The following is a 24,898-nucleotide window of genomic DNA, read 5'->3' on the forward strand; positions in this document are numbered from 1 at the left end:
GGGGTGTCCGGCGGGGGAAGCGCATATGCTGCGGTCGCGTACGATGCCGTCGCCCGGAAACGGGACGACACAAATCCGCGTCGGAACATGCGTATCGGCGGCCTGCGCGTCAGAGGATCGCCTGCCCCGTCGCCAGCGTCTTGCCGCGGGTGATGATGACGCGGTCGCCCAGCTTCGCCTCGGCGAACAGCAGCCGGGCGAAGGCGGTGGGCACGCCGATGCAGCCGTGCGTCGCATAGCCCCACGCGACCTCCGTGCCGTGGACCGAGACGCCGTCGTCGGTCAGCCGCAGCGTATAGGGCATCGGCGCGCCATAGATGCTGGAGACGTGGCGCGCGTCCTTCATCGTGATCGGGAAGGTGCCGAGCGGCGTCGGCTTGTCGTCGGTGCCGTAGAGGATCGCCGCCGCGCCGATCTCATAACCGCCGCGGAACACCGAGAGCACCTGCGCGGCGAGATCGACGGTGATGACCACCGGGCCGTCGGGGATGCCCTTCGTATCCCAGGCATAGTCGCCGAACTTGATCGGGCCGATGTCGAGCACGCGCTTGACCGCCAGCGGTTCGGGCACGGGGGTGGGCGACGGTGCGGGCGCGGCGGGGGCGACGGGCGCGGCAGGCGCAATGCGCGCAACGGCGGGCGCGATCCGCGGCGGGACGGTCGAGGGGCGTGCGGCGGGTGCGGGGGTGGGGCGACGCGCGGCGACGGTCGCCACGCCGGCGATGGCGAGCGCGGTCGTGGCGAGGATCAGCTTGGCCGCGAGGGCCCGACGACGTGCGGCCAAGGAATGCTCCGGGAACTGGCGAACCGCGATGATGCGCCCAAATCGCCGCGCAGGCCAGCCGCCGGATCGCGCCGTCCCGGCACGGGACAGGCGGGGGCGGCGTCAACCAACCCGTGCTGCGCTGGCGCCGCCGCGGCGGGGCGAATAGCATCGCGGGGATGGCGAAGCTGAAGGTCTATCGCACCCCGATCGGGTTTCATGACGCCTATGTCGCGGCGACCAGCCAGAAGGCGGCGTTGGCGGCATGGGGCAGCGCGCGCGACCTGTTCGCGCGCGGCATCGCGGAGGTGGTGACCGACCCGGCGCTGACCGCCGCGCCGCTCGCCGAGCCGGGGACGGTGGTCAGGCGCTCGCGCGGGAGCGCCGCCGAACAGATGGCGGCGTTGCCGTCGGCGCCGGCACGGACGCCGCGGGCGGCGCCGGTGGAGGACGCGGCGGCGCCGGCGGCGTCGAAGCCCAAGGCGAAGTCCAAGCCCGAACCGAAACCCAAGCCCAAGCCCAAGCCCAAGCCCAAACCCAAACCGGTGCCCAGACCGGATCGTTCGGCGCTGGCGGATGCCGAGCAGGCGGTGGCCGAGGCCGCGGCGCGGCAGCGCGGCGAAGAGCGGGCGTTGCGGGCCGAGGAAGCGGCGCTGGCGAAACGCCGTCGCGCGCTGGAGCGGGAGCATCGGGACGAATCGGAACGGCTGGCGGCGGCGCGGCAGCGCGCGGCGGACGCCTATGCGCGGGCGCTGCGGCGCTGGGAGGGCGACCGGCAGGGATGAGGGGGCGGGAGCAAGGCGATGTCAGCGCCCAAGTCGTTGACGATACGGAACAATGGCGGTCCGCCTGGGGTTGGATGGCGCTGAAAGGATCCTGTCACATGTCCCATATTCCCAGTTCCGCGATGAAGCACGCCGGCCCCGTCCATCACCACGAGCATGACGCGCCGCCGCCGCCGCACATGGAGGGCGGACACAAGGAAGAGGCCGGGATCGGCACCGGAGCGTGGATCGCGATCGGCGGCACGCTGCTGGCGGGGGCAGCGGCGGCGATCGCGGTGCCGCTGCTGCGCGCCCGGGCGACGCCGACGCCGACGCGTCGGGGCAAGAAGGCGACCCCGGCCAAGGCCGCGTCCAAAAGCAAGGCGCGCAAGACCAGCGACGCCTGAGCCCGGTTCCCGTCGCGGCGATTGGCCCGAACTGGCGGTTTTCGTAGCGGCGCGGTCGATCCGTGCTACACGATACCGGCAGCAACGGGCGGATGGCCAGCGACGGGTGATTGGAGACTATCTGCCGAAACGACACCGGTGGCGGTACGCCGGTCGCTGCACGCCACTACCCGCCGCGGCATCGCGGATGCGGCCGCGCTTGCATCGCCGCGCCCCAGGCGGGACAGCGGTCGCGTGACCGACCCCCGCCGATTCGACCGACTGACCCGCCGCCATCGCGAATGCCTGCGCGGCGTGCGCGAACTCAAGGGGTCGAAGGAGATCGCCGACGCGCTCGGCATCGAGAAAACCACCGTCGACAAGTATCTGACCGAGGCCGTCAAGGTGCTCGGCGCACGCAATCGCCGCGAGGCGGCGCTGCTGCTGGCCGGACACGAGGGGCAGGCGGATGCGGCAAGTCGTTCTGAAGAAACGGAAATCCTGCCGGACGACACCCCCCATAAAATAGGGGGTGATTCTACACGGCTATCCGGTCCGCCCGCCGTCCTGCCATCCGCTGCCTCGCCGGACGAGATGATCGTCGGGGCACCGGGGGATCCCGGGGACGCGCCTTTCAGGCCGCGCTCCCCGGGACCATCGCTGCCCTTCCGGCGGAAAGGACAGAGGGACAACGACCTGACGGTCGGTGACCGGCTGATCTGGATACAGGCCATCGTCCTGGGCATATCGATTGCCTTCGGGATGCTGATGACCGGCCTCCAGGTGCTGACCGGCCTGATCGAAACCGTCGCCCAACGCCTTTCCTGACTCCAGCGCGAGCACCCCTCAGGGTGGAAAGGTGGCCATGTCCTACGCAAATACCCAGGTCGCGGCGGAAGCCGTGGCGCAGCTGCTGTGGCAGCTCGAGACGCAGCTCGACGAAGCCTTCGCCACCGGTGGCGAGTTGCTCGCCGCGCTGCCCCGTGCGCGTGCCGCCGCCCATCTGCCGGCGATCGCCGGGCAGCAGGCCTTCGAAGTTCTCGGCCAGGCGATCATGGCGATCGGTGCGGCGCGCGGTCATACCGTCGCCGGCCACCGCGTCATCGAGAAGCTGGGCCGCCAGATCGGGTTCGAGACGAGTTTCGGCGATGAACAGCCGAAGCCCGATTTCGCCCCGACAGGCGCCGACGTCAGTCATCTGCGCGTCGCTGCCTAGGTGTCATGGCTTGGCCTCCAGACTGCTCCTTTGGCTGGCCAGGCCATGACCCACGTCGTCCTGTTCAACGTCATGCTGTTCGGGGCGTGCGCCTATGCCTTCGTGGCGGGCGGCGCGCCCGAACGCTGGACCGCGCTGGTGTTCGCCGCCGGCGCGCTGGCGACGTTCCTGATCCCGTACCAGCGGCACGTCAGCTATCATTCGGTCCATGTCATGATCCTGGGCGTCGACATGATCGTGCTGGCGGCGCTGGTCGGCATCGCGCTCCGGGCGAACCGCTTCTGGCCATTGTACGTCAGCTCGCTGCACGTCATCACGATCGCGATCCACGGCGTGAAGGCGTTCCAGCCGACGCTGGTGCCGTGGATGTACGCGGGGGCGAGCGGCAAGATCGCCTATCCGATGCTGATCCTGCTCGCGACCGGCGCCTGGCGCCACCGGCACCGACTGGCGCGCTTCGGCAGCGACCGCGACTGGTCGCCCCTGCGCAAACCGCATTGTGAACCCTCATGAGTGCCGACATCCGGCTGCTGCGCTGGCCCGAGCGCGATCGCGAAGACTATGAACGCCTCGTCGCCGCGATCGAACGCGTGCGCAGCGTCGCGGCGCGCAGCCGCGGCGAGATCGTGGCGACCGTGCTGACCGGGCCCGAGGAGCCCGACGACGTCGAGCGGGCGCAGGCGCTGCTGACCCAGCGGCGCGCGCGCGACGCGGCGGCGGGGCCGCTCGCCGAGCTGTTCGGCGAACCCGGCTGGGACATCCTGCTGACGCTGTTCGTCGCGCTGGAGCAGGGGCGGACGATGCGGCCCGCCGCCATCGCCGGGGCGATCGCGATCCGGCCGGCGGTGCTCGGCCGCTGGCTCAAGGTGCTGGAGACGCGTGGCCTGATCTGGTCCGCCGAGGAGGCGGGGGAGGCGCCGGCGCCGGTATCGCTGACCAACGAGGGCATGGCGCTGGCGTTGCGCTGCATCGGCGGGGCCTGACCCCCGCGCGGGTCAGCGATCGGTCAGGCGATCGGCCTCCTCGCGCATCATCTCCACGCCCTGGCAGACGTGCAGGCTGGCCACCGACAGGTCGAGGTCGTCGGCGAGGCGCATCAGCTCCTCGCCGAGCGCGACCGCGCGCAGCAGCAGCTCGGCGCGGATCCGGCGCGCGCCGGGGTCGGTGTCGGGCATCGTCATCGCGGCCGGTTGTAGTCGCGGCGGGGCGCGACGCAACGACTCGATTCGGATCGGAGCGGCGGTGCCACGGCTGGGTGGAGCAAAGCGGGACACGGCACGTTGAGGGGGGAGATGCCGTGGCGAGGGTGACACCCGCGCCGGCACGGGTTGCAGGAGAGCGATGATGGCAGACGGGCAGAACGGCGAGAACGGCAATGCGGGCGAGGCGATGCGCGATGCGGCCAATCGCGCGCGCGACGGCTTTGCCGAACATGTGATGGACCCCGCGCGCCGGGCCGGCGAGGCGATGCGCGCCTCCGGCCAGAAGGTCGCCGACGGCAGCGCGACGATCGGGTTGAAGATCATCGAACAGGCCGAGCAGAATTCGCACCAGGCGTTCGAGGCGATGCGCGAGGCGGCGAAGGCGAAGGACCTGACCGACGTGATGCGCATCCAGGGCGAATTCCTGCGCCAGCAGGGCGAGCGGTCGATGACTCAGGCGCGCGAGATCGGCGAGCTCATCATGCAGTTCGGTCGCGATGCGGTGTCGCCGCTGCGGCCGGCCGGCGGCACCAAGCCCGACTAAGCGGTCACAGCGACGGCATCGCGCGGGCGAGCACGATCAGGTCGTGCGCGACGCCGTCGCTGCCGCGGACGTGGCCGGTCAGGGTCGCCTCGCGGGTAAAGCCGAGCCCTTCGAACAGCGCGATTGACGCGGCCTGATCGGGAGTCATCGACGCGCTGAGCTTGGCGAGGCCATGCGCGTGCGCGATCGCCAGCATCGCCTCGAGCAGGTCGCCGCCGAGGCCGGCGCCGCGGCGATCGGGCACGACGAGCAGGCGGACTTCGCCGACATGGCCGCTCCAGCCGAGCGGATCGCGGACCAGCGCGGCGGTGGCGATGATGCGACCGTCGTCCTCGGCGACGAGGCTGTCGATCCAGCCGTCGCCGATCGCCTGCTGCCACGCCTCGATCACGCGCGGATGGCGCAGGTCGCGGCCGAGGAAGAGCAGGTCGTGTTCCGGTAGCGTCGCAGCGAAGGCGAGCATCGCGGCATCGTCGGTCGGACGGAAACGGCGGATCGTGTGGCTCATGCGGGCGTCTCTCCTGCCGGGATTGCGTTCGAACCCTCAGCCCGGGCGGGGCGTTCCGCCGGGGGTGACCGGCTGCGGACCCTGCGGCGTCGTCTCCAGCGACGAATCGCCGCCGAGCACACGGTAGAGCGTCACGCGGTTGGTGGCACCGACCAATGTGGTCGCCACCAATGTACGCTGCGCGGTATAGAGCGAGCGCTGCGCATCGAGGCTGGACAGGAAGGTGTCGATCCCGCCCTGATAGCGTGCGTTGACCAATTGCAGCGTATCCGCCGCAGCGGCGCGGAAATTGGTCTGGGCGCGCAATTGCGCGGCGAGCGTGCCCTGCCGGGCGAGCGCGTCGGCGGTTTCCTGGAAGGCAGTCTGAATCGTCTTTTCGTAGGTGGCGAGCGCGGCGTCGCGCTGCGCCTCGGTATAGCGGACGTTGTTGCGCGCGGCGCCGGCCTGGAAGATCGGATAACTGACCGAGGGGGCGACCGAATAGTTGAACGCGCCGCCCGAGAAGAGCGAGGACAGCGCGGTGCTGGCGAAGCCGACAAGGCCGGTCAGCGAGATGCGCGGGAACAGGGCGGCGCGCGCGGCGCCGATCTCCGCATTATAGGCGCGCAATTCGTATTCGGACTGGACCACGTCGGGGCGGCGGAGCAGCACGCCGCTGTCGAGGCCGGCAGGCAGGGTGGCGACCGTCGCCTGCGCCTCGTCGATCGAGGCGGGGAGCAATGCGGGGTCGATCGCGGCGCCGACGAGCAGCTGCAGCGCGTTGACGTCCTGCGCGACCAATGTCGTCTGTTCGGCGAGGTCGGCGTTGGCGGTTTCGAGGATCTGTTCGGCCTGACGCAGGTCGGTGCGCGGGCTGATCCCGCCCTCCAGCCGGGCGCGGGTGAGGCGGACGCTCTTTTGCGCGCTGGTCGCGGTATCCTGCGCGATGGCGAGCAGGCTGCGGTCGGCGGCATAGTTGAGCCAGGCGGTGGCGATGTCGCCGACCAGCGTCAGGCGGGTGGCGCGGGCGGCGGCCTCGGTCGCGAAATAGCGGTCGAGCGCGGCGCGCGACAGCGAGCGGATGCGGCCGAACAGGTCGAGTTCGAAGGCGGTGGTGCCGACCTGCGCGGAAAAGGCGCTGTTGCCGGCGCTGGTCGTCGTGACCGTGCCGGTGCCCGTGCCCGTTCCGCCGGTTCCGGTGCCGGTCCCTGTGCCGCCCGTGCCGGTGCCCGTTCCCGTGCCGCCGGTGCTGCCGCTACCTGCGACGCTGCGCGCGCCGTCGCCGCCGCCCGAATAGGTGTAGCGGCCAGAGGCGTCGACCGCGGGAAACAGGTCGGCGCGCTGGATGCGATATTGCGCGCGCGCGGCGGCGATGTTGGCGGCGGCGACGCGCAGGTCGCGGTTGTTGGCCAGCGCGCTGTCGATCAGCGTCTGCAGCCGCCGGTCGCGGAAGATGTCGCGATAGGTGAACGCCGGCAGCGCCGCCTCGCTCTGACGGAGATAGGCGTCGCCGACCGGCCATGACGGCGGCACCGGCAGGTCGGCGCGGACGTATTTGGGCTCCATCGAACAGCCGGCGAGCGCGGTGCCGGCGAGCGTCAGGGCGAGGAGGATGCGGGTCGTCCGGGGCATCATGCGGGCTCCGGCTTCGAGGCGGGATCGGCGCCGGGATTGGCGGGCGGCATCGGCGGTGCGGGCGGGTGGTCGTCGGTCTTGCCGTGATGCCCGGTCGGACGTCCGCGCAGCTTGGCGATCCCGTCGCGCACGCCGCGGCGGACGAGCACGAAGAAGAGCGGGATGTAGAAGATCGCGAGGAAGGTCGCCGACAGCATGCCGCCGATCACCGCGGTGCCGATCGCGATGCGGCTGTTCGCGCCCGCGCCGGTCGAGATCGCCAGTGGCAGCACGCCGAAGATGAAGGCGAAGGAGGTCATCAGGATCGGGCGGAGGCGGATCTTGGCGGCCTCCAGCGCGGCGTCGATGACGCGGGCGCCCTTGCGCTCCGCCTGTTCGGCGAATTCGATCATCAGGATCGCGTTCTTCGCCGCCAGCCCCATCGTCGTCAGCAGCCCGATCTGGAGGTAGACGTCGTTGGTGAGGCCGCGCAGCGTCACGAAGGCGATCGCGCCGATCAGTCCGAGCGGGATGACGAGCAGCACCGCGAACGGGATCGACCAGCTTTCGTACAAAGCGGCGAGGCACAGGAAGACGACGAGGATCGACAGACCGTAGAGCAATGGCGCCTGCCCCGCCGACAGCCGTTCCTGATAGGACAGGCCCGCCCATGCCACCGAGGTGCCGGGAATCTGCGCCGCCAGTTCGGTGATCCGCGCCATTGCATCGCCCGAACTCTTGCCCGACGCGGCCGACCCCTGGAATTCGTAGGAGGCGATGCCGTTGAACCGCGACAAGGTCGTCGGTGCGGTCGCCCAGCCGGTGGTGGCGAAGGAGGAGAAGGGGACCATCTGCCCGCTCGACCCGCGCACGAACCATTGCTTGAGGTCGTCGGGAGCGGAGCGATAGGGCGCGTCACCCTGCACGTAGACGCGCTTGACGCGGCCGCGGTCGATGAAGTCGTTGACGTATTGCCCGCCCCAGGCGGTGGTCAGCGTCGAATTGGCGTTGGTCTGCGTCAGGCCCAGCGCGGCGAGCTTCTGCTGGTCCATGTCGACGCGCAAAGTCGCGATGTCGGGCAGTTCGGTGAGGCGCACCGAGGACAGCATCGGATCGGCGTTGGCGGCGGCGAGCAGTTTGTCGCGGGCGGCGGCGAACTGGTCCTGCGTCAGCCCGCCGGTGTTCTGCAGCTCCATGGTGAAGCCGTCCGACTGGCCGAGGCCGCGGACCGCCGGCGGCACCAGCGCGAACACCTGCGCGTCGCGCAAGCCCCGGAAGGCGGCGGAGGCGCGGCCGGTGATCGCGTCCGCCGTATTCTCCTTGCCGCCGCGTTTCGACCAGTCGACGAAGTTGAGGAAGCCCTGACCGGTGTTCTGGCCGCTGACGCCGCCGCCACCGCCGCCCGCGACGGTGAACAGGACGGAGGTGTTCTTCCCCTCGTTCTCGGTGAAATATTTCTCGACCTGCCGCTGCACCTGCAGCGTGCGCGCCTGCGTCGCGCCCGGCGGCAGGCGGAACTGGATGATCGCCGAGCCCTGGTCCTCGGTCGGCAGGAAGCCGGTCGGCAGGCGCATGAACAGCGCCGCGAGCAGAGCGACGGTGCCGAGGTAGATGAGCAGGAACAGCCATTTGCGGTTGACCACCGCCATCACCCAGCCGGTGTAGCGTTCGACGCCGCGGTCGAAGTTGCGGTTGAACCAGTCGGCGGCCTTCGTCCCCCAGCCGGCGACGCGGGGGAAGCGGCGCTTGAACCCCTGGGCCTCCTCCGCCTCCTTCGACTTCTGCTTGAGCAGCGAGGCGGTGAGCGCGGGGCTGAGGATCAGCGCGACGAGCACCGACAGCACCATCGCGGCGACGATGGTGAGCGAGAACTGGCGATAGATGACGCCGGTCGATCCGCCGAAGAAGGCCATCGGCAGGAACACCGCCGACAGCACCAGCGCGATCGCGATCAGCGCGACGGTGATCTCGTTCATCGACTCGATCGTCGCCTCGCGCGGCGTCATGTCGGGATTCTCTTCCATCAGCCGCTCGACGTTCTCGACGACGACGATCGCGTCGTCGACGAGCAGGCCGATGGCGAGGACGAGGCCGAACAGCGTCAGCGTATTGATCGAGAAGCCGGCGAGATAGAAGACCGCGAAGGTGCCGAGCAGCACGACCGGCACCGCGATCGTCGGGATCAGGGTCGCGCGCCAGCTTTGCAGGAAGACGAACATGACGACGACGACGAGGATCACCGCCTCGATCAGCGTCTTGACCACTTCCTCGATCGACAGTTCGATGAAGGCGGTGGTGTCGTTGGCATAGGCGACCTTGAGGCCGGGCGGGAAGGTCTTGGCGACGCGCGTGATCTCCGCCTTCACCAGTTCGGCCGTCTCCAGCGCGTCGGCGCCGGGGGCGAGCAGCACGGCGATGCCGGCGCCGGGGTGGCGGTTGATGCGGCTGACCGCGGCATAGCTTTCCGCGCCGAGTTCGATCCGGCCGACGTCGGACAGGCGCACGGTGGCGCCTGACGGCAGCGTCTTGATGATGATGGCCCGGAATTGTTCGGGCGTCTGGAGGCGCGACTGGGCGGTGACGGTCGCGTTGAGCATCTGTTCGGGGCCGGACGGCAGGCCGCCGACCTCGCCCGCCGCGACCTCGGTGTTCTGGTTCTGGATCGCGGTGGTGATGTCCGACGGGATCAGCGAATAGCTGGCGAGCCGTTCCGGGTTGAGCCAGATGCGCATCGCATATTGCGAGCCGAAGACGTTGGTGTCGCCGACGCCCTGCACGCGGCCGAGCGGATCCTGCAGGTTGGAGACGAGATAGTCGCTGACGTCCTGGTTGGTCTTGGTATCCGTCTCGTCATAGACGCCGGCGATCAGCAGGAAGTCCGGGTTGGACTTGCGGACGACGAGGCCCTGCTGCTGCACCTGCTGCGGCAGGCGCGCGACCGCCTGCTGCACCTGATTTTGCACCTGCACCTGCGCGATGTCGGGGTCGGTACCCTTGTCGAAGGTCGCGGTGATCGTCACCGCGCCACGGCTCGACGAGGAGGAGCTGAAATAGAGCAGGCCGTCGATGCCGGTCAGCTGCTGTTCGATGACCTGCGTCACCGAATTCTGGAGCGTCTGTGCCGAGGCGCCGGGGAAGGTGGCGCGGATCGACACCTGCGGCGGGGCGACGTCGGGATATTGCGCGATCGGCAGGCTGAGGATCGCGCCGACGCCGGCGAGCATGACGATGATCGCGAGCACCCAGGCGAAGATGGGGCGATCGATGAAGATGCGGCTTATCATGACGGATCAGCCGCCCTTGCCCTGCGCGGCGCCCTGCTGCTGCCCGTCGGATCCCTGTTGCGGCGGCGCGACCCGTTGCGGGCTGTTCGCCGGCACCGCCTTCACCTGCGCGCCGGGGCGCAAATTGTTGAGGCCCTGCGTGATGATCTTGTCGCCGGGGTTGAGGCCGGCGGTGACCACCCAATAGCGGCCCTGCGTGCGCGCCGCGGTGACGGGCTTCTGCACCGTCTTGTTGTTCTGGCCGACCAGCATCACCGTCGCATTGCCCTTGGCATCGCGGCTCAGCGCCTCCTGCGGCACGAGGAAGGCGCGCTGGTTGATCGCCTGCGCGAAGCTCGCCCGCACGAACATGCCGGGCAGCAGGATGCCCTGCGGATTGGGGATGCGCGCGCGCAGCGTCACGGTGCCGGTTTCGGTGTTGACCAAGGCTTCCGAGAATTCGACGCTGCCGGTCTGGCCGTAATCGCCGCCGTCTTCCAGCTTCAGGCGGACCTGCGCGGTGGTGGGGACGACGCCGTTCTGCGCGAGGCTGCGGCGCAGCGCGAGCATGTCGGCGGCGGATTGCTGGATGTCGACGAACATCGGGTCGAGCCGCTGGATCTGCGCGAGCGGATCGGTCTGGCTGGCGGAGACCAGCGCGCCGACGGTGAACAGCGAACGGCCGATGCGGCCGGTGATCGGCGCGGGGACGGTGGTGAACTTGAGGTTGATCCGCGCCGTCTCCAGCGCGGCGCCGGTCTGCGCGACGGAGGCGGTCGCCTGCCGCGCCGAGGCGACGGCGTTGGTATATTCTTGCTTCGACACCGCCTCGATCGCGGCGAGCGGGCGATAGCGGTCGGCCTGGATGCGCAGCGCCTCCTGATTGGCGCGGGCGCTTTGCAGGTTCGCCTGCGCCTCGTTCACCGCGGCGCGATAGAGGCGGGGGTCGATCTCGTAGAGCGGCTGGCCGCGCCGGACCAGCGCGCCTTCGGTGAAGAAGCGGCGGCGGATGATGCCGTTGACCTGCGGGCGGACGTCGGAGCTTTCATAGGCGCTGGTGCGCGCGGCGAGTTCGGTGACCATCGCGGCGCTGGTCGGCTGGACGACGACATAGCCGACCGTGGTCGGGCCGCGGTTGGCGCCGCCGGCGCCGCCCTTGCCCGCGCCCTTGTCCTGCGATTCGCCGCTGCCGCAGGCGGCGAGCAGCAGGGCGATCGCAATGGTGCCGCCGGCAAGGCGCCGGCGGTCCCGGAGGGAGGCTGTGGTCAAATGGGTCACCCGGCTCGTGTCTCGGCTCGCGCGCCGCAGCCGCGCGACTGGGCACGGTTGCGGTGATTGGTTGCTCTTGCTGGCCTAATGGCGGCGATCCCGGCGGAAATGCAACCCGCGGGCCGCGTTATTAATGTCGCAAAATGTAGCAGTCCGGATAGGAACCAGCCATGACCGACACCAGCGACAGGGCCGATGGCGAGAAGGCGCGCGCCGCCGCGGCGGCGGTGGCGGAGGTGCGCGCGGGCATGCTGGTCGGGCTCGGTACCGGATCGACCGCCACCCATGCGATCCGCGCGCTCGGCGCACGGGTGGCAGAGGGGCTGGCGGTGCGGGCGGTCGCCACGTCGCAGGCGAGCGACGCGCTGGCGCGGCGGCTGGGGATCGCGATGCTCGACTTCGCCGACGTGCCGCGCGTCGACCTAACGATCGACGGGGCGGACGAGATCGATCCGCGGCTGTATGCGGTGAAGGGGGCGGGTGGCGCGATGCTGCGCGAGAAGGTGGTCGCTGCCGCATCCGACCGGATGGTGGTGATCGCCGATTCGTCGAAGCGGGTGGCGGCGATCGGCGCGGCACGGGTGCCGGTCGAGATCCTGCCGTTCGCGCGTGCGTCGCTGCTGGCGGCGCTCGGTGAGGGGGCGGAACTGCGGATGCGCGACGGGGCGCCCTATGTGACGGACAACGGCAACTGGATCGCCGATTGCCGGTTCGCGCTGGATGACCCCGCGAAAACAGCGGCCTGGCTGGACGGCATGCCCGGGGTGCTGGGCCACGGCCTGTTCCTCGACGAGGTCGATGCCGCCTATGTCGCCGAATACGGAGTCGTTTCGCGGCTGGAACGGGCCGGCCCGTCTCGTTAAAGGCGGGGCCACCGCAACAGATCGGGCGTGCAGGCGTTCGACGCAGGGTAAGAGCGAGGGCATTACTCCCATGACCGATACCAAGACCGCGATCCACGAAGATGGTTCGCCGGAACGTCTCACGATCGATACCATCCGCACGCTGTCGATGGACGCGGTGCAGAAGGCCAATTCGGGCCACCCCGGCACGCCGATGGCGCTGGCGCCGGTCGGCTATACCCTGTGGTCGCAATTCCTGCGCTACGATCCGTCGCGCGCCGACTGGCCGAACCGCGACCGGTTCGTGCTGTCGGTCGGCCATGCGTCGATGCTGCTCTATTCGCTGATCCACCTTGCGGGGATCGAGGAGATCGACGCGGAGGGCAACAAGACCGGCCGTGCCGCGCTGACGCTCGACGACCTCAAGGGATTCCGCCAGCTCGCCTCGCGGACGCCGGGCCACCCCGAATATCGCCACACCACCGGCGTCGAGACGACGACCGGGCCGCTGGGCGCGGGCTGTTCCAATTCGGTCGGCATGGCCATCGCCGAGCGCTGGCTCGCGGCACGCTACAACCGGCCCGACTTCACGCTGTTCGACCATGACGTCTATACGCTGTGCGGCGACGGCGACATGATGGAAGGCGTCGCGGCGGAGGCGGCGAGCCTCGCCGGGCATCTCAAGCTCAGCAACCTGTGCTGGATCTACGACAGCAACCACATTTCGATCGAGGGCGGCACCGACCTCGCGTTCGACGAGGATGTCGGCCTGCGCTTCCAGGCCTATGGCTGGAACGTCATCCATCTCGACGACGCCAACGACACCAGGGCGTTCGCCGCCGCGATCGAGACGTTCAAGGCGACGGACGACCGCCCGACCTTCATCGTCGTCCATTCGGTGATCGGCTGGGGCAGCCCCAAGGCGGGCAGCGAGAAGGCGCATGGCGAGCCGCTGGGCGAGGACAATGTCCGTGCGACCAAGAAGGCCTATGGCTGGCCCGAGGACAAGGATTTCTACGTTCCCGAAGGCGTCGCCGAGCATTTCCACGACGCCATCGCCGGCCGCAGCGAACCGCTGCGCCACGCATGGGAGGCGATGCTCGCCCAATATGGCGAGGCCTATCCCGAGCTCGGCGCCGAACTCGACCTGATGCTCAAGGACAAATTGCCCGAGGGCTGGGATGCCGACATCCCCGTCTTCCCGGCGGATGAAAAGGGCCTCGCCAGCCGCGATTCGGGCGGCAAGGTGCTCAACGCGCTCGCCGCACGGGTGCCGTGGCTGATCGGCGGTTCCGCCGACCTCGCGCCGTCGACCAAGACCGACATCAAGGGCAAGCCCTCGTTCGAGGCGTCGAACTATGGCGGCCAGAACTTCCACTTCGGCGTGCGCGAACATGGCATGGGCGGCGTGGTCAACGGCATGACGCTGTCGCACCTGCGCAGCTACGGCTCCACCTTCCTCGTCTTCGCGGACTATATGCGCGCGCCGATCCGCCTGTCGGCGATCATGGAACTCGCCAGCGTCTGGGTGTTCACGCACGATTCGATCGGCGTCGGCGAGGATGGGCCGACCCACCAGCCGATCGAGCATCTGGCGACGCTGCGCGCGATCCCGGGGCTTGACACGATCCGGCCGGGCGACGCCAACGAGGTGGCATACGCATGGCGCGCGGCGCTGGAGGATGCCACCCGGCCGACCGCGCTGATCTTCTCGCGCCAAGCGTTGCCGACGCTCGATCGCGACGTCTACGCACCCGCCGAAGGGACGCTGAAGGGCGGCTATGTGCTCGCCGACTGCGACGGCACGCCCGACGTGATCCTGATCGCGACGGGCAGCGAACTGGCGCTGGTCGTGCAGGCGCACGAAAAGCTCAAGGCCGACGGGGTGAAGAGCCGTGTCGTGTCGATGCCGAGCTGGTATCGCTACGAGCTGCAATCCGAGCAGTATAAGGAAAGCGTGCTGCCGTCGTCGGTGCCCACGCGCCTCGCGGTCGAGCAGGCGGGCGAGATGGGCTGGCACCGCTATGTCGGGTTGAAGGGCCGGACGATCACCATGTCGACGTTCGGTGCCTCCGCCCCCATATCCAAGCTGCAGGACAAATACGGCTTCACCCTCGACAATGTCGTCAAGGTGGCGCGCGAAATGCTGGAGAGCAACAATGGGTAAGCTCAACGACCTGAGCGCCGCGGGCACCGCGGTCTGGCTCGATTTCGTCGATCGCAAGTTCCTCGAGGCCGGTGGCCTCGAGAAGCTCGTCAAGGAGGACGGCCTGACCGGCGTCACCTCCAACCCGTCGATCTTCGAAAAGGCGATGGGGCATGGCGACGCCTATGACGCCAGCCTCGCCGATTTCGACCGCGAGAATCCCGAGGCGGCGACGATCGACCGCTACGAGGCGCTGGCGATCCAGGACATCAAGGCGGCGGCGGAAACGCTGCGTCCGGTCTACGATCGGCTGGAGACGAAGGACGGCTATGTCAGCCTGGAGGTGTCGCCCTACATCGCCGACGACACCGATGCGACGATCGCCGAGGCGGAGAAGCTGTGGCATGCGGTCGACCGCCCGAACCTGATGATAAAGATCCCCGGCACGCTCGCCGGCGGGCCCGCGATCAGCGCGACGATCGCCAAGGGCATCAACGTCAACGTGACGCTGCTGTTCGCGCTCGACGCCTATATCCGCGTCGCCGAGGCCTATGCGACCGGCCTCGAGGAGCGCGTCCGGCAGGGCCAGCCGATCGACCGGATCGCCAGCGTGGCGAGCTTCTTCGTCAGTCGCATCGATTCGATGATCGACAAGGAGATCGATCGCCGGCTGGGCGAGAACGATCCCGAGGCGGAGGCGCTCAAGGGCCTGCGCGGCAAGGTCGCGATCGCCAATGCCAAGATGGCGTATCAATGGTTCCTCGATTTCGAGAAGTCGGAGCGCTGGCAGGCGCTTGCCGCCAAGGGCGCGCAGCCGCAGCGGCTGCTGTGGGCGTCGACCGGGGTCAAGGACAAGGCGTATCGCGATACGCTGTACGTCGACACGCTGATCGGCCGCGACACCGTCAACACGATGCCGCCGGCGACGATGGATGCGTTCCGCGAGCGCGGCACCGTCGCGGACACGCTCAACGCCGACGTCGAGGAGGCGCGCCGCGTGCTCGCCGAGGCGGAACGGCTGGGGCTGAACCTGACCGGCGTTACCGATACGCTGGTCGCGGAGGGCGTCGCGTCCTTCGCCAAGGCGTTCGACGACCTGCTCGGCTCGATCGCCGCCAAGCAGCCGGCGGCGGCCTGACCCGGCGGCGGGGGCAGGGCGGTCGCCTTGCCCCCCGTCGTCATCTCCGGGCTCGTTCCGGGGTCCATTTTGCGGTGGGAAGGCCGGCTGGCGGCCCGGACGTGACACCTGCGGCGCGGTGGGCTCGGGAACGGGTCCGGGGCGACGATGCGGGTGGGGGCATGGCCCGGACCTTACTCTCGGCGCCCGCCCGCAACCCATCCGCCACCGCAGTGTTTACCCTCCATCACCGTAACCAACGGCAGGACAGACAGCATGAAGATCGGATTGATCGGCCTCGGCCGCATGGGTGGCAATATCGCGCGCCGCCTGATGAACGCGGGGCATGAGATCGTCGCCTATGACCGCAGCGCCGACGCCGTGCAGGCGCTGGCCAAGGACGGGGCGGAGGCGGCCAGTTCGCTCGACGACATGCGCGGCAAGCTCGGCAGTCCGGCGATCTGGTGGGTGATGCTGCCCGCCGGCGCGCCGACCGAGGACACGATCGCCGCGATCGGCGAAGGCGCCCGGGATGGCGACATCGTCATCGACGGCGGCAACACCTTCTACAAGGACGATATCCGCCGGTCGAAGCGGCTCGCCGAGAAGGGCGTGCATTATGTCGACGTCGGCACCTCGGGCGGGGTCTGGGGGCTGGAGCGCGGCTATTGCATGATGATCGGCGGCGACGTCGAGACGGTGAACCTGCTCGACCCGATCTTCGACGCGCTGGCACCGGGCATGGGCGATATCGTCCGCACCCCGGGGCGCATCGGCGACGCGGTCGATCCGCGCGCGGAAAAGGGCTATATCCACGCCGGGCCGGCGGGCGCGGGCCATTTCGTCAAGATGATCCACAACGGCATCGAATATGGCCTGATGCAGGCCTATGCCGAGGGCTTCGACATCCTGAAGTCGAAGAACAGCGACAAATTGCCCGAGGACGAACGCTTCGACCTCAACATGACCGATATCGCCGAAGTGTGGCGGCGCGGTTCGGTGATCTCGTCGTGGCTGCTCGACCTGACCGCGATCGCGCTGGCGAAGGACGAAAAGCTCGACGGCTTCTCGGGCAGCGTCGCCGATTCGGGCGAGGGCCAGTGGACGATCGACGCGGCGATGGAGGAGAAGGTGCCGGCCAACGTGCTCACCGCCTCGCTGTTCGCGCGCTACCGCAGCCGCGTCGAGCATACCTATGGCGACAAGGTGCTGTCGGCGATGCGCTTCGGCTTCGGCGGGCATGTCGAGATGCCGCAGTGAGCGCAGACGCCCCGGCACGTGCAGGCGCCGAACCGATCCGGCTGGTCGTCTCCGATATCGACGGCACGCTCGTCGACAAACAGAAGCAGCTGACCCCCGCCACCGCCGATGCCGTGCTGCGGCTGGAGCGGGCGGGGGTGGGCTTCACCGTCATCAGCGCGCGGCCGATGTCCGGGATCATGCCGATCGCCGAGACGCTGGCGATCGACGCGCCGATGGCGGCGTTCAACGGCGGCATCATCTTTCGCCGCGACGGCAGCATCGCCGAGCATCACGTCATCGATCCCGACGTGGTGCGCGGCGTGATGGCCATTGCGGCGGACGCGCCGGTCGATATCTGGGTGTTCGCCGACGACCGCTGGTATGCCTCCACCGAGGTCGGCCATCACGTCGACAGCGAGCGGGTGTCGTCCAACCAGGCGCCGGTGATCGTCGAGGATTTCAGCGATCTGTACGAGCGCGCCGACAAGGTGACGTTCGTCAGTGACGACCATGCGATGCTCGCCGATCTGGCGGAGCGCTGCAAGGCGGCGCATGGCGCGGACGCGACGATCGCGCAGAGCCAGGTCTATTATCTCGACGTCACCGCGCTCGCCGCGAACAAGGGCGACGGGCTGGCGGCGCTGGCGAGGACGTTCGACCAGCCGCTGGCGGCGGTGGCGGTGATGGGCGACCAGTATAACGACGTGCCGATGCTGGAACGCGCCGGCCTCGCCATCGCGATGGGCAACGCGCCCGATCTGGTGAAAGCGATTGCGCACCAGGTCACCACCGGCAATGACGTCGACGGCGTCGCGCACGCGATCGAAACGATTATCTTCCCGCGCCTTGCGGCAAGCACCGGAGCATCTGCATGAAAGACCTGATTGCCTTCGACCTCGACGGAACGCTGGCCGAGAGCAAGCAGCCTTTGCAGGAACCGATGGGCGAGGCGCTCGCCGATTTGCTCGGTGTTGCGCATGTCGCGGTGATCTCCGGCGGCGACTGGCCGCAGTTCCAGAAGCAGGTCGCCAGCCGCCTGCCGGCGCGCGCCGATCTGTCGAAACTGTGGCTGATGCCGACCACCGGCACCAAGCTGTACGTGCACCGGAATGGCGAATGGACCGCGGTCTATGCCGAACTGTTCGACGATGCGACCAAGGCGAAGATCCTGAAGGCATTCGACGAATCGCTCGAGGCGACCGGGTTCAAGCCGGAGCAGACCTGGGGCGAGCGGATCGAGGATCGCGGCAGCCAGATCACCTTCTCCGCACTGGGCCAGGAGGCGCCGGTGAAGGAGAAGGAGCATTGGGACCCCAAGTTCGGAAAGCGCAAGGTGATCCAGGCCGACCTGAAGCAGCGCCTGCCGGGCCTGTCGATCAACATGGGCGGCGCGACCTCGATCGACATCACGCAGGAGGGCGTCGACAAGGCGTACGGTCTCAAGAAGCTGCGCGACGAGAGCGGTATCGCGCTCGACAAGATGATGTTCATCGGCGACGCGATCTTCCCCGGCGGCAACGACTATCCGGCGAAGGAACTGGGTCTGGACACGGTGCGCGTGCGCGATCCGGAAGAGACGATCTCGGTGGTGACGGCGATCGTCGCCTGCCAGAAATAGGGCTGGTGAGCGCACCCCGGCCTGCGCCGGGGCAGTATGAATAGAGAAAGGGGCGCCCGTTCGAACGGGCGCCCCTTTTTCGTTGTTCCTGCCCCGCAGAGCCGGGTCGTCGGTCCTCGCCGGGGCGAGGCTGGCCGGCAGCACGCATGCGCTTGCGCGCACCGGCTGCCGGCGAGCATCAGGTGGAAACAGCCCCCGGCTGTTTCCAGTCCGCCCGAGGGGCGGACGGCCTGATACGCCTTACGCGCTGTAGTACATGTCGTATTCGACCGGGCTGGGGGTCATTTCCCAGCGGGCGACCTCGGCCCACTTCACCTCGACATAGGCCTCGATCTGGTCCTTCGAGAAGACGTCGCCCTTGAGCAGGAAGTCGTGGTCGGCGGTGAGGCTTTCCAGCGCCTCGCGGAGCGAACCGCAGACGGTCGGGACCTGCGCGAGCTCTGCCGGCGGCAGGTCGTACAGGTTCTTGTCCATCGCCTCGCCGGGATGGATCTTGTTCTGGATGCCGTCGAGGCCGGCCATCATCAGCGCCGCATAGGCGAGATAGGGATTGGCCATCGCGTCCGGGAAGCGGATCTCGACGCGCTTCGCCTTCGGGCCGGTGCCGTAGGGGATGCGGCACGAGGCCGAACGGTTGCGCGCCGAATAGGCGAGCAGCACCGGCGCTTCGTAGCCCGGCACCAGCCGCTTGTAGCTGTTGGTGGTCGGGTTGGTGAAGGCGTTGATCGCCTTGGCATGCTTGATGACGCCGCCGATGAAGTACAGGCACATCTCGCTGAGGCCGGCATAGCCCTCGCCCGCGAACAGCGGGGTCTTGCCGTTCCAGATCGAGAAGTGGGTGTGCATGCCCGAGCCGTTATCTTCCTTGATCGGCTTGGGCATGAAGGTCGCCGACTTGCCATAGGCATGCGCGACCTGATGCACGACGTACTTGTAGATCTGCATGCGGTCGGCGGTGGTGGTCAGCGTGCCGAAGGTCATGCCGAGTTCGTGCTGCGCCGCGGCGACCTCATGGTGGTGCTTGTCGCAGGGCAGGCCCATTTCGAGCATGGTCGAAACCATCTCGCCGCGGATGTCGACGGCGCTGTCGACCGGCGCGACCGGGAAATAGCCGCCCTTGGCGCGCGGACGGTGGCCGAGGTTGCCGCCCTCATATTCGCGACCGGTGTTGGTCGGCAATTCGATATCGTCGATCTTGAAGTAGGATTCGGCGTAGTTCGTGTCGAACTGCACGTTGTCGAACATGAAGAATTCGGCTTCCGGACCGACGTAGACGGTGTCGCCGATGCCGGTGGTCTTGAGATACGCCTCGGCGCGCTTCGCGGTCGAGCGCGGGTCGCGGGCGTAGAGTTCGCCGGTCGAGGGTTCGACGACGTCGCAGAACACGATCAGCATCGGGGTGGCCGAGAACGGATCGGTGTAGACCGCGTCCAGGTCGGGCTTGAGCACCATGTCCGATTCGTTGATCGCCTTCCAGCCCTCGATCGACGAGCCGTCGAACATCAGGCCGTCGGTGAACTCATCCTCGCCCATGATCGAGGCGACCATGGTCAGGTGCTGCCACTTGCCCTTGGGGTCGGTGAAGCGCAGATCGACCCATTCGATCTCCTCTTCCTTGATCTTGTTCAGGATGTCGTTGGCAGTCGCAGCCATGGAAAAGCCCCTTGCTCTGGTACGATGTGCCGGCCGTGGCCGGGAAGGATGTTGCGTCGCGGCGGCGTATTCACATGGAATGTTGCGCCGCGTCAAATGACGATGCTGTCAGGCGGACGTCAGATCGCCGCCTCGTCGCGTTCGCCGGTGCGGATACGGAGCGCGGTTTCGACCGGGATGACGAAGATCTTGCCGTCGCCGATCCGGCCGGTCTGCGCGGCGGCGGCGATCGCCTCGACGACGCGGTCGGCCAGGGCGTCGTCGACGACGACCTCCAGCTTCACCTTGGGCAGGAAATCGACGACATATTCGGCGCCGCGGTAGAGTTCGGTATGGCCCTTCTGCCGGCCGAAGCCCTTGGCCTCGGTCACGGTGATGCCGCTGACGCCGATCTCGTGGAGCGCTTCCTTCACCTCATCGAGCTTGAACGGCTTGATGATGGCTTCGACCTTTTTCACCGGAATACGCCCCTTTACGAAACCCTCGCCCCATGCGGGCATCTTGCACCAAATGTGCCAGTCCGCGCCGCCCGGGACAATGCGGATTCGGACGGATTTGCTGCCCTTCAAACGGGCATCGCCAGCTGCGCTGCCCGCTGGTTGGGCAGGCGCTAGAGAATATCGTGGAGACGGTCGGTCGGGCGGGCGAGGACGACGCCTTTTGCGGTTTCGACCAGCGGCCGTTCGATGAGGATCGGGTCGGCCGCCATGGCGGCGAGCACGGCGGCGTCGTCGGCGTCGCGGAGCGGCTTCGCGGACGGCTCAGCAAGGCGCAGGCCGTCGCGCGGGGCGATGCCGGCGCGGGCGTAGAGGCGCGCGAGTTCGGCCGCGGCGGGTGGGTGTTCGAGATAGGCGACGATGGTGATGTCGGCGCCGGCCTCGGCGAGCAGGGCGAGCGCGGCGCGCGACTTGGAGCAGCGCGGGTTGTGGTAGATCGTGGCTTTCATATGCCCGCTCCCGTCGGGAGAGGGGGCCGCCGGGTCAGGGGGGCGGGGTGAGGATGGGGCGGTATTGTTGCCGTCAGCATACTCGTCCTCACCCTTCCGCCGTGCTTCGCACGGCTCTCTCCCTCTCCCGCCGGGAGAGGGATGTTCGTCAGCCCTGCTTCGCCAGCCATTCCTCCAGCCATTTGATCGTATATTGGCCGTCTTGGAATTCGGGATCGTCGAGCAGCGCCTGATGGAGCGGGATCGTCGTCGTCGGCCCTTCGATCACGAATTCCTCCAGCGCGCGGCGGAGGCGGCGGAGCGCGCCCTGGCGGGTGGTGCCGTAGACGATCAGCTTGGCGATCATGCTGTCGTAATAAGGCGGGACCCGGTAGCCGGCGTAGAGACCGCTATCGACGCGCACGTGCATGCCGCCGGGGGCGTGGAACTGCTTCACGAGACCGGGCGAGGGCGCGAAGGTGCGCGGGTCCTCGGCGTTGATCCGGCATTCGATCGCATGGCCGCGGAACTGCACGTCCTCCTGCCGGAGCGTCAGCGGATGCCCCTCGGCGATGCGGATCTGTTCGCGGACGAGGTCGAGACCGGTAATCATCTCCGTCACCGGATGCTCGACCTGCAGCCGGGTGTTCATCTCGATGAAGTAGAACTCGCCGTCTTCCCACAGGAATTCGATCGTGCCGGCGCCGCGATAGCCCATGTCGGCCATCGCGCGGGCGCAGATGCCGCCGATCCGCTCGCGATCCGCCTGGCCCAGAACGGGGGAGGGGGCCTCCTCCAGCACCTTCTGGTGGCGGCGTTGCAGCGAGCAATCGCGTTCGCCCAGATGGATCGCGTTGCCGTTGCCGTCGCCGAACACCTGGATCTCGATGTGACGCGGATTGCCGAGGTATTTTTCGAGATAGACGGTCGCGTCGCCGAACGCGGCCTTCGCCTCGCTGCCGGCCTGCTGCATCAGCGTTTCCAGCTCGTCCTCGGACGTGCAGACCTTCATGCCGCGCCCGCCGCCGCCCGACGCCGCCTTGATGATGACGGGATAGCCGGCCTTCGCCGCGATCGCCTTCGCCTCGGCGAGGTCGCTGATCGCGCCGTCGGAACCGGGGACGAGCGGCAGGCCGAGCGCACCGGCGGTGCGCTTCGCCTCGATCTTGTCGCCCATCGTGCGGATGTGTTCGGGCTTCGGGCCGACGAACAGCAGGTTGTGCAGCTCGACGATCTCCGCGAAGCGCGCATTTTCGCTGAGGAAGCCGTAGCCGGGGTGGATCGCGTCGGCGCCGCTGATTTCGGCCGCCGAGATGATGTTGGGGATGTTGAGATAGCTGTCGGCGGCCGCGGGCGGCCCGATGCAGATCGCCTCGTCGGCGAGGCGGACGTGCATCGCATCGGCGTCGGCGGTGGAATGCACCGCGACCGTCTTGATGCCCATCTCGTGGCAGGCGCGATGGATGCGCAGCGCGATCTCGCCGCGGTTGGCGATCAGCAGTTTCTTGATGGGGCGCAAGACGGTTACTCGACCACCACGAGCGGCTGGTCGAATTCGACCGGCTGGCCGTTCTCGATCAGCACCTGGCGCACGACGCCGGCGGACGGCGCGGTGATCGGGTTCATGACCTTCATCGCCTCGACGATCAGCAGCGTGTCGCCGGCGGCGACGGTCTGGCCGACCGCGATGAAGGGCTTGGCGCCGGGTTCGGCGGAGAGATAGGCGGTGCCGACCATCGGCGATTTCACTGCATTGGCGGCGCTGACCGTCGGCGCCATCGCGCCGGCTTCGGCGGCGACCGGTGTGGCGGCTGCGACCGGTGCGGAGGCCATCGGCTGCGGCGCGGCATAGACGGGCGCCTGCTGCGCGGCCTTGCGGGCGACACGGATCTTGCGGTCGCCTTCCTCCACCTCGATTTCGGTGAGGTGGGTGGCGTCGAGCAATTCGGCGAGCTGGCGCACGAGGTTTACGTCAACCTGCATGGCGCCTGAGTTGGTCTGGTCGGTCATGGGGGAGCCTCCTGTCAGAAGCGCGCCGCCGCTTCAAGCGCAAGGGTGTAGGAGAGCGCACCGAAGCCGGCGATGGTTCCCTTCGCCGCGCGCCCTACGTAGCTGATATGGCGGAAGTCTTCGCGGGTGTGGGGGTTGGAGAGATGCACCTCGATCACCGGCGTGCGGATGCCCTTGATCGCGTCGTGCACCGCGATCGAGCTGTGGGTGAAGGCGCCGGCGTTGAGGATCACCGCCTTCGCGCCGCGCGCCTGCGCCTCGTGCAGCCAGTCGACCAGATGCCCTTCGTGGTTGGACTGGCGCATGTCGATGGCGAGGTCGAGTTCGCGGGCGCGGTCTTCGAGCTGGCCGGCGATGTCGTCGAGCGTGTCGCTGCCGTAGATGTCGGGCTCGCGGGTGCCGAGCAGGTTGAGGTTCGGGCCGTTGAGGACGTAGATCGTGTCGGTCATGGTCGCGGCTTATCGTTGTTTTGCGGGGCGCGCAAAGCGGGGTGTTTTCACGCGAACGCGCGAAGGCGCAAAGAAGATTGTTTCACGCGGATTTCACGCGGAGACGCGGAGAAGAAGAGGGCGGTAGGCTCGCGCGTAGCGCTTTCATCATCGTGCGTGATGACGGACAGCCCGCTGACGCGGGCGAGACAGTCTCCGCGTCTCCGCGTATCCGCGCGAAACCACCTTCTACCTCTTTGCGGCTTCGCGCCTTCGCGTGAATCAGGCCTCGCAAGGTGGACACCCGGGATCAGGTGCCTAGATGGGGCGCTCAAGGAGTTTAAGCGTCATGCCGCATAGCGACGGAACCGTATCGATCACCGTGAACGGCGCGCACAAGCGCGTCCATGCGGGGATGAGCCTTGCCGATCTGGCGACCGAACTCGGGCTGGTGCCGGAGAAGGTCGCGGTCGAGCGCAATCTGGAGATCGTGCCGCGCTCGACGCTCGCGGACGTGTGCGTCGAGGATGGCGACGATCTGGAGATCGTGACCTTTGTCGGTGGTGGCGACCATGTCGCGCCGATCATCGACGATGGCTGGACCGTGGCGGGAAAGACGTTCGGCTCGCGGCTGATCGTCGGCACGGGCAAGTACAAGGATTTCGCGCAGAATGCCGCGGCGCTGGAGGCTTCCGGTGCGGAGATCGTGACCGTGGCGGTGCGGCGGGTCAATATCTCGGACCGCAACCAGCCGCTGTTGATGGACTATATCGATCCGAAGAAGGTGACCTACCTGCCCAACACCGCCGGCTGTTTCGATGCGGAGAGCGCGATCCGCACGCTGCGGCTGGCGCGCGAGGCTGGCGGCTGGGACCTCGTCAAGCTCGAGGTGCTGGGCGAGGCCAAGACGCTGTACCCCGACATGCACGAGACGCTGCGCGCGACCGAGGTGCTGGCCAATGAGGGCTTCAAGCCGATGGTCTATTGCGTCGACGATCCGATCGCGGCGAAGCGGCTGGAGAATGCGGGGGCGGTGGCGATCATGCCGCTGGGCGCGCCGATCGGATCGGGGCTGGGCATCCAGAACCGCATCACCATCCGCCTGATCGTCGAGGGCGCGGGCGTGCCGGTGCTGGTCGACGCGGGCGTCGGCACCGCATCGGACGCGGCGGTGGCGATGGAACTGGGCTGCGACGGCGTGCTGATGAACACCGCGATCGCCGAGGCGAAGGACCCGGTGATGATGGCGGCGGCGATGAAGTCGGCGGTGGAGGCCGGCAGGCTCGCCTATCGCGCCGGGCGGATGGGGCAGCGGCGCTATGCCGATCCGTCGAGCCCATTGGCGGGGCTGATCTGAGCAAGCAAGTTGGTGAAAGGTTCCGACCGGAAACAAGAAAATGATCGGAAGG

Annotated in this window: 26 protein-coding genes; 14 read left to right on the forward strand and 12 right to left on the reverse strand. The window is 68.3% G+C overall.

All coding sequences use genetic code 11. The annotated features are described in order from the left end of the window. Positions 1-109: 109 nt before the first annotated feature. Positions 110-784: a L,D-transpeptidase family protein gene (locus tag B2515_RS07330; protein ID WP_293875321.1), complete on the reverse strand. Its 675-nt coding sequence runs from the start codon at positions 782-784 to the stop codon at positions 110-112. 158 nt (positions 785-942) lie between these two features. On the opposite strand from B2515_RS07330, the gene B2515_RS07335 reads away from it, so the two are divergent. The 6 genes from B2515_RS07335 to B2515_RS07360 all read left to right on the forward strand — a co-directional run bounded on the left by B2515_RS07335 (position 943) and on the right by B2515_RS07360 (position 4,112). Beyond that, positions 943-1,548: a hypothetical protein gene (locus tag B2515_RS07335; protein WP_293875323.1), complete on the forward strand. Its 606-nt coding sequence runs from the start codon at positions 943-945 to the stop codon at positions 1,546-1,548. A gap of 98 nt (positions 1,549-1,646) precedes the next feature. Continuing rightward, positions 1,647-1,934 (forward strand): hypothetical protein, encoded by a 288-nt coding sequence (locus B2515_RS07340; RefSeq protein ID WP_293875325.1) that lies wholly within the window; start codon positions 1,647-1,649, stop codon positions 1,932-1,934. A gap of 234 nt (positions 1,935-2,168) precedes the next feature. After that, positions 2,169-2,741: a helix-turn-helix domain-containing protein gene (locus B2515_RS07345; RefSeq protein WP_293875327.1), complete on the forward strand. Its 573-nt coding sequence runs from the start codon at positions 2,169-2,171 to the stop codon at positions 2,739-2,741. Between the two features lie 37 nt (positions 2,742-2,778). Beyond that, entirely contained in the window at positions 2,779-3,129 is a 351-nt protein-coding gene (locus tag B2515_RS07350) for a hypothetical protein (RefSeq protein WP_293875329.1), read from the forward strand. Between the two features lie 45 nt (positions 3,130-3,174). Beyond that, the gene (locus tag B2515_RS07355) at positions 3,175-3,642 is read left to right on the forward strand and encodes a hypothetical protein (RefSeq protein ID WP_293875331.1); all 468 of its coding nucleotides are present in this window, start codon (positions 3,175-3,177) and stop codon (positions 3,640-3,642) included. Continuing rightward, positions 3,639-4,112 carry a hypothetical protein gene (locus B2515_RS07360; protein WP_293875333.1) on the forward strand — a complete coding sequence of 158 codons (474 nt, stop codon included), beginning with the start codon at positions 3,639-3,641 and terminating at the stop codon, positions 4,110-4,112. The genes B2515_RS07355 and B2515_RS07360 overlap by 4 nt, the downstream gene beginning before the upstream one ends. A 12-nt stretch (positions 4,113-4,124) precedes the next feature. On the opposite strand, the gene B2515_RS07365 is transcribed toward B2515_RS07360, so the two are convergent. Beyond that, positions 4,125-4,310 carry a hypothetical protein gene (locus B2515_RS07365; RefSeq protein WP_293875335.1) on the reverse strand — a complete coding sequence of 62 codons (186 nt, stop codon included), beginning with the start codon at positions 4,308-4,310 and terminating at the stop codon, positions 4,125-4,127. A gap of 163 nt (positions 4,311-4,473) precedes the next feature. On the opposite strand from B2515_RS07365, the gene B2515_RS07370 reads away from it, so the two are divergent. Continuing rightward, complete coding sequence (locus tag B2515_RS07370; protein ID WP_293875337.1) at positions 4,474-4,875, forward strand: phasin family protein; 402 nt, start codon at positions 4,474-4,476, stop codon at positions 4,873-4,875. 4 nt (positions 4,876-4,879) lie between these two features. On the opposite strand, the gene B2515_RS07375 is transcribed toward B2515_RS07370, so the two are convergent. From B2515_RS07375 to B2515_RS07390, 4 genes are read right to left on the reverse strand one after another with little or no spacing between them, the layout of a single operon-like run. Next, positions 4,880-5,383 carry a GNAT family N-acetyltransferase gene (locus B2515_RS07375; protein ID WP_293875339.1) on the reverse strand — a complete coding sequence of 168 codons (504 nt, stop codon included), beginning with the start codon at positions 5,381-5,383 and terminating at the stop codon, positions 4,880-4,882. A gap of 36 nt (positions 5,384-5,419) precedes the next feature. Further along, a complete protein-coding gene (locus tag B2515_RS07380) occupies positions 5,420-6,994 on the reverse strand; it encodes an efflux transporter outer membrane subunit (RefSeq protein WP_414711374.1) in 1,575 nt (524 codons plus the stop codon). Beyond that, a complete protein-coding gene (locus B2515_RS07385) occupies positions 6,994-10,260 on the reverse strand; it encodes an efflux RND transporter permease subunit (protein ID WP_293875343.1) in 3,267 nt (1,088 codons plus the stop codon). Before B2515_RS07385 ends, B2515_RS07380 begins: the two co-directional genes overlap by 1 nt. Before the next feature lie 6 nt (positions 10,261-10,266). Further along, positions 10,267-11,508, reverse strand: coding sequence for an efflux RND transporter periplasmic adaptor subunit (locus tag B2515_RS07390; RefSeq protein WP_293875345.1), 1,242 nt, complete (start codon positions 11,506-11,508; stop codon positions 10,267-10,269). A 170-nt stretch (positions 11,509-11,678) separates the two neighbouring features. Here B2515_RS07390 and rpiA point away from each other — a divergent pair, with 170 nt between their 5' ends. The 6 genes from rpiA (at position 11,679) to B2515_RS07420 (ending at position 18,473) form a co-directional block, all read left to right on the forward strand. Then, positions 11,679-12,371, forward strand: coding sequence for a ribose-5-phosphate isomerase RpiA (gene rpiA / locus B2515_RS07395; protein ID WP_293875347.1), 693 nt, complete (start codon positions 11,679-11,681; stop codon positions 12,369-12,371). 70 nt (positions 12,372-12,441) lie between these two features. Then, positions 12,442-14,517, forward strand: coding sequence for a transketolase (gene tkt / locus B2515_RS07400; protein WP_293875349.1), 2,076 nt, complete (start codon positions 12,442-12,444; stop codon positions 14,515-14,517). Further along, the gene (gene tal, locus B2515_RS07405) at positions 14,510-15,634 is read left to right on the forward strand and encodes a transaldolase (protein ID WP_293875351.1); all 1,125 of its coding nucleotides are present in this window, start codon (positions 14,510-14,512) and stop codon (positions 15,632-15,634) included. Before tkt ends, tal begins: the two co-directional genes overlap by 8 nt. Before the next feature lie 255 nt (positions 15,635-15,889). After that, on the forward strand, positions 15,890-16,873 hold the full coding sequence (gene gnd, locus B2515_RS07410) for a phosphogluconate dehydrogenase (NAD(+)-dependent, decarboxylating) (protein WP_293875353.1): 984 nt from the start codon (positions 15,890-15,892) through the stop codon (positions 16,871-16,873). Next, positions 16,870-17,730 carry a Cof-type HAD-IIB family hydrolase gene (locus B2515_RS07415; RefSeq protein WP_293875355.1) on the forward strand — a complete coding sequence of 287 codons (861 nt, stop codon included), beginning with the start codon at positions 16,870-16,872 and terminating at the stop codon, positions 17,728-17,730. Before gnd ends, B2515_RS07415 begins: the two co-directional genes overlap by 4 nt. Next, positions 17,727-18,473, forward strand: coding sequence for an HAD-IIB family hydrolase (locus tag B2515_RS07420; RefSeq protein ID WP_293875357.1), 747 nt, complete (start codon positions 17,727-17,729; stop codon positions 18,471-18,473). Before B2515_RS07415 ends, B2515_RS07420 begins: the two co-directional genes overlap by 4 nt. A gap of 240 nt (positions 18,474-18,713) precedes the next feature. Here B2515_RS07420 and glnA read toward each other — a convergent pair whose 3' ends face one another. The 6 genes from glnA to aroQ all read right to left on the reverse strand — a co-directional run bounded on the left by glnA (position 18,714) and on the right by aroQ (position 23,510). Further along, positions 18,714-20,126 carry a type I glutamate--ammonia ligase gene (gene glnA / locus B2515_RS07425; protein ID WP_293875359.1) on the reverse strand — a complete coding sequence of 471 codons (1,413 nt, stop codon included), beginning with the start codon at positions 20,124-20,126 and terminating at the stop codon, positions 18,714-18,716. A 119-nt stretch (positions 20,127-20,245) separates the two neighbouring features. Next, positions 20,246-20,584 (reverse strand): P-II family nitrogen regulator, encoded by a 339-nt coding sequence (locus tag B2515_RS07430; RefSeq protein ID WP_293875361.1) that lies wholly within the window; start codon positions 20,582-20,584, stop codon positions 20,246-20,248. Positions 20,585-20,736: 152 nt separating this feature from the next. Next, a complete protein-coding gene (locus B2515_RS07435) occupies positions 20,737-21,072 on the reverse strand; it encodes an ArsC/Spx/MgsR family protein (RefSeq protein WP_293875363.1) in 336 nt (111 codons plus the stop codon). 148 nt (positions 21,073-21,220) lie between these two features. Further along, a complete protein-coding gene (accC, locus tag B2515_RS07440) occupies positions 21,221-22,570 on the reverse strand; it encodes an acetyl-CoA carboxylase biotin carboxylase subunit (RefSeq protein WP_293875365.1) in 1,350 nt (449 codons plus the stop codon). A 5-nt stretch (positions 22,571-22,575) separates the two neighbouring features. Beyond that, the gene (gene accB, locus B2515_RS07445; protein ID WP_293875367.1) at positions 22,576-23,061 is read right to left on the reverse strand and encodes an acetyl-CoA carboxylase biotin carboxyl carrier protein; all 486 of its coding nucleotides are present in this window, start codon (positions 23,059-23,061) and stop codon (positions 22,576-22,578) included. A 14-nt stretch (positions 23,062-23,075) separates the two neighbouring features. After that, positions 23,076-23,510, reverse strand: coding sequence for a type II 3-dehydroquinate dehydratase (aroQ, locus tag B2515_RS07450; protein ID WP_293875369.1), 435 nt, complete (start codon positions 23,508-23,510; stop codon positions 23,076-23,078). A gap of 328 nt (positions 23,511-23,838) precedes the next feature. Here aroQ and thiS point away from each other — a divergent pair, with 328 nt between their 5' ends. Beyond that, complete coding sequence (gene thiS / locus B2515_RS07455; protein ID WP_293875371.1) at positions 23,839-24,846, forward strand: sulfur carrier protein ThiS; 1,008 nt, start codon at positions 23,839-23,841, stop codon at positions 24,844-24,846. The last annotated feature ends 52 nt before the right edge of the window (positions 24,847-24,898 follow it).

The sequence above is a fragment of the Sphingomonas sp. UBA978 genome, assembly GCF_002292295.1.
In the GTDB taxonomy this organism is placed as follows: Bacteria; Pseudomonadota; Alphaproteobacteria; order Sphingomonadales; family Sphingomonadaceae; genus Sphingomonas.

What these genes read in the sequence shown, in the direction of transcription:
- B2515_RS07335 (WP_293875323.1), top strand. Translation starts at nt 943, where the DNA reads ATGGCGAAGCTGAAGGTCTATCGCACCCCGATCGGGTTTCATGACGCC.
- B2515_RS07340 (WP_293875325.1), top strand. Translation starts at nt 1,647, where the DNA reads ATGTCCCATATTCCCAGTTCCGCGATGAAGCACGCCGGCCCCGTCCAT.
- B2515_RS07350 (WP_293875329.1), top strand. Translation starts at nt 2,779, where the DNA reads ATGTCCTACGCAAATACCCAGGTCGCGGCGGAAGCCGTGGCGCAGCTG.
- B2515_RS07355 (WP_293875331.1), top strand. Translation starts at nt 3,175, where the DNA reads ATGACCCACGTCGTCCTGTTCAACGTCATGCTGTTCGGGGCGTGCGCC.
- B2515_RS07360 (WP_293875333.1), top strand. Translation starts at nt 3,639, where the DNA reads ATGAGTGCCGACATCCGGCTGCTGCGCTGGCCCGAGCGCGATCGCGAA.
- B2515_RS07365 (WP_293875335.1), bottom strand. Translation starts at nt 4,310, where the DNA reads ATGACGATGCCCGACACCGACCCCGGCGCGCGCCGGATCCGCGCCGAG.
- B2515_RS07370 (WP_293875337.1), top strand. Translation starts at nt 4,474, where the DNA reads ATGGCAGACGGGCAGAACGGCGAGAACGGCAATGCGGGCGAGGCGATG.
- B2515_RS07375 (WP_293875339.1), bottom strand. Translation starts at nt 5,383, where the DNA reads ATGAGCCACACGATCCGCCGTTTCCGTCCGACCGACGATGCCGCGATG.
- B2515_RS07380 (WP_414711374.1), bottom strand. Translation starts at nt 6,994, where the DNA reads ATGCCCCGGACGACCCGCATCCTCCTCGCCCTGACGCTCGCCGGCACC.
- B2515_RS07385 (WP_293875343.1), bottom strand. Translation starts at nt 10,260, where the DNA reads ATGATAAGCCGCATCTTCATCGATCGCCCCATCTTCGCCTGGGTGCTC.
- rpiA (WP_293875347.1), top strand. Translation starts at nt 11,679, where the DNA reads ATGACCGACACCAGCGACAGGGCCGATGGCGAGAAGGCGCGCGCCGCC.
- tkt (WP_293875349.1), top strand. Translation starts at nt 12,442, where the DNA reads ATGACCGATACCAAGACCGCGATCCACGAAGATGGTTCGCCGGAACGT.
- tal (WP_293875351.1), top strand. Translation starts at nt 14,510, where the DNA reads ATGGGTAAGCTCAACGACCTGAGCGCCGCGGGCACCGCGGTCTGGCTC.
- gnd (WP_293875353.1), top strand. Translation starts at nt 15,890, where the DNA reads ATGAAGATCGGATTGATCGGCCTCGGCCGCATGGGTGGCAATATCGCG.
- B2515_RS07420 (WP_293875357.1), top strand. Translation starts at nt 17,727, where the DNA reads ATGAAAGACCTGATTGCCTTCGACCTCGACGGAACGCTGGCCGAGAGC.
- glnA (WP_293875359.1), bottom strand. Translation starts at nt 20,126, where the DNA reads ATGGCTGCGACTGCCAACGACATCCTGAACAAGATCAAGGAAGAGGAG.
- B2515_RS07435 (WP_293875363.1), bottom strand. Translation starts at nt 21,072, where the DNA reads ATGAAAGCCACGATCTACCACAACCCGCGCTGCTCCAAGTCGCGCGCC.
- accB (WP_293875367.1), bottom strand. Translation starts at nt 23,061, where the DNA reads ATGACCGACCAGACCAACTCAGGCGCCATGCAGGTTGACGTAAACCTC.
- aroQ (WP_293875369.1), bottom strand. Translation starts at nt 23,510, where the DNA reads ATGACCGACACGATCTACGTCCTCAACGGCCCGAACCTCAACCTGCTC.
- thiS (WP_293875371.1), top strand. Translation starts at nt 23,839, where the DNA reads ATGCCGCATAGCGACGGAACCGTATCGATCACCGTGAACGGCGCGCAC.